The organism is Pseudomonas sp. KB_15, assembly GCF_052114525.1.
Taxonomy (GTDB): Bacteria; Pseudomonadota; Gammaproteobacteria; order Pseudomonadales; family Pseudomonadaceae; genus Aquipseudomonas.
The window spans coordinates 75,698-85,324 of sequence record NZ_JBFREX010000027.1; the positions used below are offsets into that span (position 1 = coordinate 75,698).

Below are 9,627 nucleotides of genomic sequence, written 5' to 3' on the forward strand. Positions count from 1 at the left end.
GCACATGAACCAATGGCCAGATACCCGCATTCTTGACCTGCTCGGGATCGAACTGCCGATCATTCAGGGGCCGATGGCCGGAGCCAACAACTCGGCCATGGTGATTGCAGCCTGCAATGCAGGCGGCCTGGGCTCGATGCCGGCGGCGATGCTCAGCACGGATCAACTGCGCGAAGAGCTGAAAACGATCCGCCAACACACCCGGCGCCCGATCAATGTCAATTTTTTCTGTCATCAAACTCCAGCCCCTGATGAGCAACGCGCGCAGGACTGGAAAAACCTGCTGCAACCCTACTACCAGGAACTTGGCGCCGATTTCGATGCGCCAACGCCCGTTTCCAACCGGGCGCCGTTCGATAATGCGGCCTGTGAAGTGGTCGAAGCGTTTCGCCCTGAAGTGGTGAGCTTTCACTTTGGCCTGCCGGAAAAATCCCTGCTCGACCGGGTGAAGGCCACCGGTGCGAAAGTGTTGTCCTCGGCCACCACCGTCGAAGAAGCCGTGTGGCTGGAGCAGCATGGCTGCGATGCAATCATTGCCATGGGCTACGAAGCCGGAGGCCATCGCGGGATGTTTCTCAGCGATGACCTGAGCAGTCAGGTGGGCACTTTCGCCCTGGTGCCCCAAGTCGTCGATGCGGTGAAAGTGCCCGTGATTGCCGCCGGCGGCATCGCTGACGCACGTGGCGTCGCCGCCGCCTTCATGCTGGGCGCTTCGGCGGTACAGGTGGGTACGGCGTACCTGTTCACGCCAGAGGCCAAGGTCAGCCCGTCCCATCACAAAGCGTTGCGCACCGCCAGGGAAAGTGAGACGGCCGTCACCAACGTGTTCACCGGTCGCCCGGCCCGGGGCATCCTGAATCGGGTGATGCGCGAACTGGGGCCCATGAGCGCCAAGTCTCCAGCCTTCCCCCTTGCCGGTGGCGCGCTGATGCCTCTGCGGGCCAAAGGTGAAGCGGACTTCAGCAACCTCTGGGCCGGTCAGGCATTTACCCTCGGGGTCGAATTGACCACCGAGGCACTGACTCGAAAACTGGCTGAAGAAGGATTAGCGAGGCTGCTAGGTCGCCCCTGAGCATCACTTGCGTTAAAATTGTATACAATTTTGTGACAGCACATTCCGTTTAAAGGCAATTCGCTATATATTTCTGTACATAACGATTCACCCCCTGCTGCAATTGCCTTTAACGGAGCCGTTTCATGACCACTCGTGCCTCACGTTTTGCCCCTGCCTGCCTGGCGAGCCTTATCGCCGTATTCGCCTTCGGCCCAGCCCAGGCGGACGAAGTCCAGGTGGCTGTCGCTGCCAACTTCACCGCGCCCATCCAGGCCATCGCCGCTGATTTCGAAAAGGACACCGGGCATAAACTGGTGACCTCCTTTGGCGCCACCGGCCAGTTCTACACCCAGATCAAAAACGGCGCGCCGTTCGAAGTGTTCCTCTCGGCAGACGACAGCACTCCGAAAAAACTTGAAGCCGAAGGCGACACCGTCAAGGGTTCGCGTTTCACTTACGCGGTCGGCACGCTGGCACTGTGGTCGGCCAAAGAAGGTTATGTCGATGCCAAGGGCGATGTACTGAAAAAGAACGAATACCAGCACCTGTCCATCGCCAACCCGAAAGCCGCGCCTTATGGCCTGGCGGCTACCCAGGTGTTGGCCAAGGAAGGTCTGAGCGACAAGGTCAAAGACAAGATCGTTGAAGGCCAGAACATCACCCAGGCCTACCAGTTCGTCTCCACCGGCAACGCCGAGCTGGGTTTTGTCGCCCTGTCGCAGATCTACAAGGACGGCAAAATCACCAGCGGTTCAGCCTGGATCGTTCCGGCCAGCCTGCACGACCCGATCAAACAGGACGCCGTGATTCTCAACAAGGGCAAGGACAACCCTGCCGCCAAGGCACTGATTGACTACCTCAAGGGGCCGAAAGCGGCAGCTGTCATCAAGTCCTACGGTTACGAAATCTAAATGTCGCTATCGAGTGCCGACTTTTCCGCCATCTGGCTGACTCTGAAACTGGCGTCCCTGACGACCGTCATCCTGCTGATTGTCGGCACTCCGATTGCGTTATGGCTCTCGCGCACCCGCTCCTGGTTGCGCGGCCCGGTCGGGGCGATTGTCGCCCTGCCCCTGGTGCTGCCACCGACGGTGATTGGTTTTTATCTATTGCTGGCGCTCGGCCCTCACGGGTACATCGGCCAGCTCAGCCAATCACTCGGCCTTGGCACCCTCACTTTCAGTTTTGCAGGGCTGGTCATCGGCTCGGTGTTGTATTCGATGCCGTTTGTCGTCCAACCGCTGCAAAACGCTTTTTCCGCGATCGGCACACGCCCTCTCGAAGTGGCCGCGACGTTACGGGCCAACCCCTGGGACACCTTTTTCAGCGTGACGCTGCCCCTGGCCCGCCCAGGGTTCATTACCGCGGCGATTCTCGGTTTCGCCCACACCGTCGGCGAGTTCGGCGTGGTGCTGATGATTGGCGGCAACATTCCCGAAAAGACCCGCGTGGTCTCGGTGCAGATCTACGATCACGTCGAAGCCATGGAATATGCCCAGGCCCATTGGCTGGCCGGGGCGATGCTGGTGTTCTCGTTTGCCGTCCTGCTGGCGCTGTATTCCAGCCGTAAAACCAAAGCGGGCTGGAGCTGACCGATGATTCAAATGCGTCTGAAACTGGGTTATTCGGGCTTCGCCCTGGACGTCGACCTGCAGCTGCCGGGCCGTGGCGTCACCGCGCTTTACGGTCATTCCGGCTCGGGCAAGACCACGTGCCTGCGCTGCATCGCCGGCCTGGAACGGGCCGATCTTGGCTTTATCCAGGTCAACGATGAAGTCTGGCAAGACAGCGAAAACAAGATTTTCGTCGCGCCACACAAACGCGCACTGGGCTACGTGTTCCAGGAGGCCAGCCTGTTTCCTCACCTGTCGGTGCTGGCCAACCTGGAGTTCGGCCTCAAGCGCATCCCCAAGCCTCAGCGTCGGGTCGACATGGCCCACGCCACCGAATTGCTGGGCATCAGCCATTTGCTGGACCGACACCCACAACACCTTTCGGGTGGTGAGCGACAGCGCGTCGGCATGGCCCGCGCCTTGCTCACCAGCCCGAAACTGCTGTTGATGGACGAACCACTGGCGGCGCTGGATGCCCAGCGTAAAAATGAAATCCTGCCCTACTTGCAACGCCTGCACGACGAACTCGACATCCCGGTGCTGTACGTCAGCCACTCACAGGATGAGGTCGCGCGGCTGGCCGACCATATCGTGTTGCTCAGCAACGGCAAGGCACTGGCCAGCGGCCCGATCGGCCAAACCCTGGCGCGCCTCGACTTGCCTCTGGCCATGGGGGATGACGCCGGCGTGGTGATCGAGGGTCGCGTCAGCGCCTATGACGCCGACTATCAATTGCTGAGCCTGCAGTTGCCCGACACGACCCTCAACATACGTGTGCCGCACTCGCCGCTGGACGCGGGCCACGCACTGCGCTGCAAGGTCCAGGCGCGGGATGTGAGCCTAAGCCTGCACAGCACCGGGCAAAGCAGCATTCTCAATCGCCTGCCGGTCACTGTCGTCAGTGAAATGAACGCCGACAACGCCGCCCATGTGCTGATTCGCCTGGACGCCGCAGGCACGCCACTGCTTGCGCGGATCACGCGATATTCTCGCGATCAACTGAACGTCCATCCTGGTCAGCAACTCTGGGCACAAATAAAAGCGGTCGCAGTGCTGGCGTAAATCCGGCGACACGACTGCACCGGATAGAGGTCCGCGCCTGAACCGACGAATTAACTTGCCTATTTTTTGCACGATCACCAATGGCTTCTATAGTTGAACTGAACACGAATCAGCTGCGGAGACGCCATGGAAGACATTTTCGTCGTGAAGCGTTGCAACAAGATCATCATCCATGGCCGCCGTGCGGGTGAACATGACCACCTGCCACCGGAAGCCGCGGTCTGGTATCGCATCGCCGATACCCGCACCCTGGGCTTTATTGGAGATGGCTATGATGTTGAAGAAGACGCCATGCGTGTTTGCCGCCAGTTGAACGCTAAATCACAAGTGACAGCCCGACAAAGTTGACGAGCGTCAGCATTTTTTAACGGGTCTATACTGAAATGGCTGAAGGATCAGTAACCCTTCCAGCAGAAAGCTCGCCCCAGGCGGGCTTTTTGCTGCCACGACCAGGTTTCTTGAACGGAGGTGTTTCCCATGTCCGAAAAAGAGTCCATCACCACCCTGCTCACCTTGCTGGACTCCCGTCAGGCCCGCCTGGCCGCCGCCTGCAAGGAAATCGCCGACTGGGTCGATCATCAAGGCGGGCATCCCACCGCCCTCAGAATTCGTGATCGCCTGAACGACATCGAGAAGGACACGCCGCTGATCCGGCACACGCTGTCGTCTCTCCAGCCTGTCGACCGGCCTTTGCCTCGGTTCAGATGATCCGCCACGGAACTGCGGTGCGAAGACAGGCCCGATTCGGGCTGTATGATCGGTGACACTGACGTCTCCGAACCTTTGGCTGCCTGCTGGATTTCCATCCTTTCTCACAACCCGGCCTGGAACCGGGGTTTTTTGTTGTGCAAAACCAATCGAACGTCCCCGCTCACGTGGAGTCAACCGCTCACACGTCACGAAGGAGACGTTCCAATGGTCACTCATTTCAAAGTCAGCGGGCACCTGGCCTGCGGTCACCACGGCAACAACCTCGTCTCGACCCGCGAACTCAATCGGGTGAAATGCCGAAGCTGCCGGAACACCGACGCCTACAAAGAAGCCCGCAAGGCTGAACGCAACGCTGCCCGCCGCGCAGCACGCAAAGCCAAAGCCATGCACACCGTCAATGACTGGCGTTCAGCCTGGACCGAGCGACTGACCGCGATGGCCGGCCTGCAACGCCTGCCCCGTGGCTTTGGCGGCCAACCCTTCGTTTAGGGAAACTGAACTAACCACCAGGCTTTTACGGCGAGTCGATGTTCCTGCGCGCGGGCTCCATGATTTCGCGCAGGGACATTCGCTTGAACGCCTCGACCAGTGCTCGCCCTTCCTCTGGCGTACAAGTGACCGCCAGGCGCATGGTCGCCTCCCCCAGGTGCCAGATTAAAAACGCGGACTCCTCGACCTGTTGTTCGTCGCAGTCGGGATACACGCGAAGCATCGCTTGGGACAGCAGCGCTCCGGCAACCCGACTCTCCTCCAGTTCCAGCTGCAACAGCTGCTTGTCGGCCTGCATACCGGACCAGATGTCACGCATCACCGGTGTCGCCATCACGATCTCGTAATACAGATCGAGCAACTGCGAGTAGGCTGCCCGCAAGCCCTGGGCATCCTCGACAGCCTCCATTGCTTCTTTAATGCAACGACGGCTCTCAGCGTTGTAGCGCTCGGCCAGCGTACGGATGACAGAACTCTTGTCGGGGAAGTACTGATAAAGGGAACCGATCGAGATCTCGGAGCGCTCGGCGATTTCACTCATCTTGAGTTGATCGCTGCCCTTATCCGCAATCAATTGAGTCGCCACTGTCAGAATCCGCTCCTGACGATCGCGACTGCGCTGTTGCGTGGGATTACGTCGAACAGCTTCTGCAGCAGGCCGTTCGAGGGTTTCAGAGGGTTTTTTGCGCACGAGCGAATTTCCCGATCAATAACGTGACATGTACTCACCTTAGCATCGCCACTCGCTACGCCCAACAGCAGATACCACACGTCGGGGAATTCGTTTTGACGGGTTGACGATAAAACATGAGCATCTATCATCTTTTAAACGTGAGCATCACTCACATTAACCGATGGAGATGAACGCGATGAAAACTGCCCAACCAATCACGCTGGTCCTCGGCGCCACCGGCAAAACCGGACGGCGAATCACACAACGACTCGAAGCGGCGGGCCTGCCCGTTCGCCGAGGTTCCCGCGATGCGAATCCCCCCTTCGACTGGGAAGATCGATCAACCTGGGATGCCGTGATAGATGGCGTTCATTGCGTCTACATTTCCTTTCAACCTGATCTCGCCGTTCCAGGCGCCCTTGAAACCATCCAGGCGTTCACCGACCTGGCGGTGAAAAGCGGTGTCCGCAAACTGGTTTTGTTATCCGGGCGCGGAGAGGTCGAAGCGGAACAGGCCGAACGTGTCATACAGAACAGCGGGATTGACTGGACGATTCTGCGGGCCAGTTGGTTCTGCCAGAATTTCAGCGAGGCACACTTTCTTGAGCCCATTCTGCAAGGTGAACTCGTACTCCCCGTCGACCAGGTCGCCGAGCCCTTTGTCGATGCAGAAGACATTGCCGAGTGTGCCGTCGCGGCAATGACCCAACCCGGACACACTGACCAGCTCTATGAATTGACCGGCCCTCGGGCGTTGACCTTTGCTGCAGCCGTGACCGAAATTGCCCGCTCCACCCGGCGCAACATTCAATTCGTCGCCGTACCGCCGGACGCCTATCGACAGACATTGGAACAGGAACAACTTCCTCCGGACTTCATTGATCTGGTGTTGTACCTCTTCACGACTGTGCTCGACGGCCGCAACACACCTGTGACCGATGGCGTACAGCGGGCACTGGGGCGGCCGGCGCGTGACTTCAGCGACTATGTACAGCGCACTGCCGCTGCGGGCATCTGGGGATATGGAAGTCCGACGTAAAGCAGTGGCGAGAACAAGCTTCGTCGACTAGGGTTTTTGGCGTATCGAACTGCGGCGCCTTAATTGGCAGGAGCCCGATCAAGGAGGAACTCATGTCACTCAATCGTAGTGCCGAACAAACCTACCGCCAGTGGTCGACCCCGATCCTGTTGGAACTCAAGGAGCGAGAACATCAAATGACCCCGTCAGACCGCCAGGCCTTGGAAAACGTACTGCTGGAAAGAAGGCTGATCAATATCGGCAACCCGGCCGGCAGCGATCGCCGCAAGGCAGACCCGGCGTCCTGAAGCATCAGGCAAGCACGATCAAGATAGAAACAATGGAGCAGAAACAAACAAGGGCTTGCATCAGCTTTCGCTTGCGAGCCCTTGATTTCAGATAACACCCGACGACGGAGTCGATGGCGTTGAATGCACCTTGAGGAACGTTGGTCGTTCAATTTTACGTCGGGTTAATTACCCTTTTGGACAAATCCAATCGTTTTCCGCGCTAAAACCACCCACTACGATCATCCTCCAGCTCCTGGCGACACTGCTTGAGTTGGGCGCTGTAGATTTCTGACTGCTTTTGCACTTTCTGGGCAACCTGCATCAGCCAGGGTTTACTGCGATAGGAGTTACGGTTATAGCCCCCACGCCCCTCGTGATAAGCCAGGTACTGATTGTAGGTGTCCCGAATTCACTCTGCATCTCTAGCGAGTCCTCATACCAGTCGGGATACTCACGGTAAATACTGCAGAGATTGTCTTGATCTTTTGGTGGCATAGTCGTGCAACCGGTCAAAAACATAAACAACAAAGCCAACAGCAAAACTTGCCCTTGTTTCATCCATCCCCCTCAAAAAAACAAGGGCATAAAGTGCCTAATGCCAGTCAGTAAAGCAGTAATGCGATCTGTAGCAGCTGCCGAGCCCGCGAGGCTGCGTTCGGCTGCAAAGCAGTCGTGAGTCCAGCTGACGCGGCCTGCCTGACGTACCGCAATAACTGATTTTACGACTGCTTCGCAGCCGAACGCAGCCTCGCGGGCTCGGCAGCTGCTACAAAGTGTCACCTTCTCGAATTATGGACGAGTTGGTCAACGAAGAACTCCATATGCCCTCTGGGGGTAGCCGGCAAAGGCCAAGCGTCGACCTTTAAAGCGATTTCCTGAAATGCCTGGGCGCACTTGGAGCGCGGAAAGTGTTCGTAGACTGCCCGCTGCTTCTGCACTGCCCTACGCGCACATTCATCGTACGGAACCGCTCCTACATACCGCAGGGTTACGTCGAGGAAGCGATCGGTGACTTTGGCCAATTTAGCGAACAGCACCTGACCTTCCTTCGGGCTCTGCTCCATATTGACCAGCACCCGGAAACGGTCCATTCCGTAATCACGATTAAGCAGTTTGATCAGCGCGTAGGCATCGGTGATCGAGGTCGGTTCGTCGCAGACCACCAGCAAGACTTCGTGGGCCGCCCGGACGAGATTGACCACCGACGCGCCGATACCAGCAGCCGTGTCAATCACCAGCACATCGAGACTGTCACCGATTTCACTGAAGGCCTGGATCAGGCCTGCGTGCTGAGCCGGAGACAAATGCACCATGCTCTGGAGGCCTGAAGCCGCGGGGACGATTCGTATCCCGCCCGGACCGTTCAAAAGTACATCGGATAGCTCACAGCGACCTTCGATTAAATCGGCAAGCGTGTACTGCGGGGAAAGCCCCAACAGGACATCGATATTCGCCAAGCCAAAATCGCCATCAAGCAATACGACTCGCCTTCCAAGTTTCGCCAGCGCCAATGAAAGATTCACAGCCACAGTCGACTTGCCGACGCCGCCCTTTCCGCCGGTCACGGCGATAACTTGTACAGAACGCACACCATCCATGTTTTTGATTCCCTTCCATGTGCAACGCGTGCGAGTAGTCGCTAACTATCCCTAGATACGCAATGGTAACTGAAAAGTACAGACATATGGCCCCTGGCTGTATCACAGGATCACTAGAAACGCTGTAACCCGCTACATGGCAATCACGCGAACCAGAACTGCCACTGCTGCGATGCCCTCATCCGCCGAGTAATCGCCTATGCCGGCTTCAGACCTGCTCCCTTCCGTGCCGTTCAAAATCAACGAAAACCAGCTCGCCCTGGAGGCTGCCATCATGGTGCTCACGCTTTGTGTTGAGCATCGCGGAGCGGCCGAGGTCGGCGGTAATGTCCGCGGCGCCCTTCAAACGATCGACAAGAACGAAGAATTCATCGAGGGGGCTAGTCCGGCGAGCGTTTACTGCTGCAACTTGTGCACTTGACATTCTTTTTTCAGGAAAAATAAATGCAACCGCTCTAAAACGCAGTTTTTACGCCTGATGTCAATCATTTGACATCCGTCCTCCCCGAGCTACCATCAGGGAATGGATGATACTGACCTAGGAAAAATATGAGCACCGAACCTAAGCACGGATGGAAATGGGCTTACCGAAAACTGCGTGGACTGTACTGCTCTCGCCGGACAGCCTTCTACAGAGCCACGCTTTATTCTCTTCGGGGCGACACGGGGTCGTTTTACGTTGATCGCAGCTGGGAGAAGGTCCGCCTTCGTCGCTGATTGTGTTATTCGTTTTTGGATGTTCGGGTCGCCCATGCTCCAGAAACTGAACGGGTAGGGCTTTTGGCATACGCCGACATAGCCCCGCCACGCTTTGACCTTGCCGTCATTTACGCGGTTGCGGATGGTCCAGGCCACGGCGATCTGGCCGGCCCGCGGTCTTTCTCGGCTTCGGTCATCACTTTTCTCCAGGCGAAAAAAAGCCCGCGATCAGCGGGCGATAAATGGTTGTTCAAATCGGGAGGGAGCTATGCCTAATGCCCGTCAGTCAAGCAATTTCAGCCGCGACACCCTTTGTAGCAGCTGCCGAGCCCGCGAGGCTGCGTTCGGCTGCGAAGCAGTCGTAAAATCAGTAATCGCGGTACGTCAGGCAGGCCGCGTCAGCTGGACTCACGACTGCTT

The 9,627-nt window shown here is 57.7% G+C and carries 12 protein-coding genes and 2 pseudogenes; 10 read left to right on the forward strand and 4 right to left on the reverse strand.

Going from position 1 to position 9,627, the window contains the following annotated elements:
- Window positions 1–4 precede the first annotated feature (4 nt).
- The 7 genes from AB4Z35_RS20175 to AB4Z35_RS20205 all read left to right on the forward strand — a co-directional run bounded on the left by AB4Z35_RS20175 (window position 5) and on the right by AB4Z35_RS20205 (window position 4,929).
- Window positions 5–1,072, forward strand: coding sequence for an NAD(P)H-dependent flavin oxidoreductase (locus AB4Z35_RS20175; RefSeq protein ID WP_442098941.1), 1,068 nt, complete (start codon window positions 5–7; stop codon window positions 1,070–1,072).
- 125 nt (window positions 1,073–1,197) lie between these two features.
- Complete coding sequence (gene modA / locus AB4Z35_RS20180) at window positions 1,198–1,965, forward strand: molybdate ABC transporter substrate-binding protein (protein WP_442098943.1); 768 nt, start codon at window positions 1,198–1,200, stop codon at window positions 1,963–1,965.
- A complete protein-coding gene (modB, locus tag AB4Z35_RS20185; RefSeq protein WP_007997847.1) occupies window positions 1,966–2,646 on the forward strand; it encodes a molybdate ABC transporter permease subunit in 681 nt (226 codons plus the stop codon).
- Between the two features lie 3 nt (window positions 2,647–2,649).
- The gene (gene modC, locus AB4Z35_RS20190) at window positions 2,650–3,729 is read left to right on the forward strand and encodes a molybdenum ABC transporter ATP-binding protein (RefSeq protein WP_442098945.1); all 1,080 of its coding nucleotides are present in this window, start codon (window positions 2,650–2,652) and stop codon (window positions 3,727–3,729) included.
- Window positions 3,730–3,855: 126 nt separating this feature from the next.
- Window positions 3,856–4,077 (forward strand): hypothetical protein, encoded by a 222-nt coding sequence (locus AB4Z35_RS20195; protein ID WP_442098946.1) that lies wholly within the window; start codon window positions 3,856–3,858, stop codon window positions 4,075–4,077.
- A gap of 129 nt (window positions 4,078–4,206) precedes the next feature.
- Window positions 4,207–4,437 carry a hypothetical protein gene (locus AB4Z35_RS20200; RefSeq protein WP_007975977.1) on the forward strand — a complete coding sequence of 77 codons (231 nt, stop codon included), beginning with the start codon at window positions 4,207–4,209 and terminating at the stop codon, window positions 4,435–4,437.
- A gap of 207 nt (window positions 4,438–4,644) precedes the next feature.
- A complete protein-coding gene (locus AB4Z35_RS20205; RefSeq protein ID WP_007997854.1) occupies window positions 4,645–4,929 on the forward strand; it encodes a hypothetical protein in 285 nt (94 codons plus the stop codon).
- Window positions 4,930–4,954: 25 nt separating this feature from the next.
- On the opposite strand, the gene AB4Z35_RS20210 is transcribed toward AB4Z35_RS20205, so the two are convergent.
- On the reverse strand, window positions 4,955–5,620 hold the full coding sequence (locus AB4Z35_RS20210) for a TetR/AcrR family transcriptional regulator (RefSeq protein ID WP_442098949.1): 666 nt from the start codon (window positions 5,618–5,620) through the stop codon (window positions 4,955–4,957).
- A gap of 178 nt (window positions 5,621–5,798) precedes the next feature.
- Here AB4Z35_RS20210 and AB4Z35_RS20215 point away from each other — a divergent pair, with 178 nt between their 5' ends.
- Complete coding sequence (locus tag AB4Z35_RS20215) at window positions 5,799–6,641, forward strand: NAD(P)H-binding protein (RefSeq protein WP_442098950.1); 843 nt, start codon at window positions 5,799–5,801, stop codon at window positions 6,639–6,641.
- Between the two features lie 92 nt (window positions 6,642–6,733).
- The gene (locus AB4Z35_RS20220; protein WP_442098952.1) at window positions 6,734–6,928 is read left to right on the forward strand and encodes a hypothetical protein; all 195 of its coding nucleotides are present in this window, start codon (window positions 6,734–6,736) and stop codon (window positions 6,926–6,928) included.
- Between the two features lie 202 nt (window positions 6,929–7,130).
- Here the strand turns inward: AB4Z35_RS20220 and AB4Z35_RS20225 are convergent.
- Together AB4Z35_RS20225 and AB4Z35_RS20230 are read right to left on the reverse strand one after the other, a co-directional pair.
- Window positions 7,131–7,468: pseudogene (locus tag AB4Z35_RS20225) on the reverse strand (transglycosylase SLT domain-containing protein).
- A 218-nt stretch (window positions 7,469–7,686) separates the two neighbouring features.
- Window positions 7,687–8,508 (reverse strand): MinD/ParA family protein, encoded by an 822-nt coding sequence (locus tag AB4Z35_RS20230; RefSeq protein WP_442098954.1) that lies wholly within the window; start codon window positions 8,506–8,508, stop codon window positions 7,687–7,689.
- 199 nt (window positions 8,509–8,707) lie between these two features.
- Between AB4Z35_RS20230 and AB4Z35_RS20235 the strand changes: the two genes are divergently transcribed.
- The gene (locus tag AB4Z35_RS20235) at window positions 8,708–8,929 is read left to right on the forward strand and encodes a hypothetical protein (RefSeq protein ID WP_442098956.1); all 222 of its coding nucleotides are present in this window, start codon (window positions 8,708–8,710) and stop codon (window positions 8,927–8,929) included.
- Between the two features lie 317 nt (window positions 8,930–9,246).
- On the opposite strand, the pseudogene AB4Z35_RS20240 reads toward AB4Z35_RS20235, so the two are convergent.
- Window positions 9,247–9,384, reverse strand: a pseudogene (locus tag AB4Z35_RS20240) (cell wall hydrolase); the annotation flags it as partial.
- Between the last annotated feature and the right edge of the window lie 243 nt (window positions 9,385–9,627).

Excerpts from the sequence above, each read along its gene's own strand:
- AB4Z35_RS20175 (WP_442098941.1), top strand. The coding sequence starts at position 5 with ATGAACCAATGGCCAGATACCCGCATTCTTGACCTGCTCGGGATCGAA.
- modA (WP_442098943.1), top strand. The coding sequence starts at position 1,198 with ATGACCACTCGTGCCTCACGTTTTGCCCCTGCCTGCCTGGCGAGCCTT.
- modB (WP_007997847.1), top strand. The coding sequence starts at position 1,966 with ATGTCGCTATCGAGTGCCGACTTTTCCGCCATCTGGCTGACTCTGAAA.
- modC (WP_442098945.1), top strand. The coding sequence starts at position 2,650 with ATGATTCAAATGCGTCTGAAACTGGGTTATTCGGGCTTCGCCCTGGAC.
- AB4Z35_RS20195 (WP_442098946.1), top strand. The coding sequence starts at position 3,856 with ATGGAAGACATTTTCGTCGTGAAGCGTTGCAACAAGATCATCATCCAT.
- AB4Z35_RS20200 (WP_007975977.1), top strand. The coding sequence starts at position 4,207 with ATGTCCGAAAAAGAGTCCATCACCACCCTGCTCACCTTGCTGGACTCC.
- AB4Z35_RS20205 (WP_007997854.1), top strand. The coding sequence starts at position 4,645 with ATGGTCACTCATTTCAAAGTCAGCGGGCACCTGGCCTGCGGTCACCAC.
- AB4Z35_RS20215 (WP_442098950.1), top strand. The coding sequence starts at position 5,799 with ATGAAAACTGCCCAACCAATCACGCTGGTCCTCGGCGCCACCGGCAAA.
- AB4Z35_RS20220 (WP_442098952.1), top strand. The coding sequence starts at position 6,734 with ATGTCACTCAATCGTAGTGCCGAACAAACCTACCGCCAGTGGTCGACC.
- AB4Z35_RS20230 (WP_442098954.1), bottom strand. The coding sequence starts at position 8,508 with ATGGATGGTGTGCGTTCTGTACAAGTTATCGCCGTGACCGGCGGAAAG.
- AB4Z35_RS20235 (WP_442098956.1), top strand. The coding sequence starts at position 8,708 with ATGCCGGCTTCAGACCTGCTCCCTTCCGTGCCGTTCAAAATCAACGAA.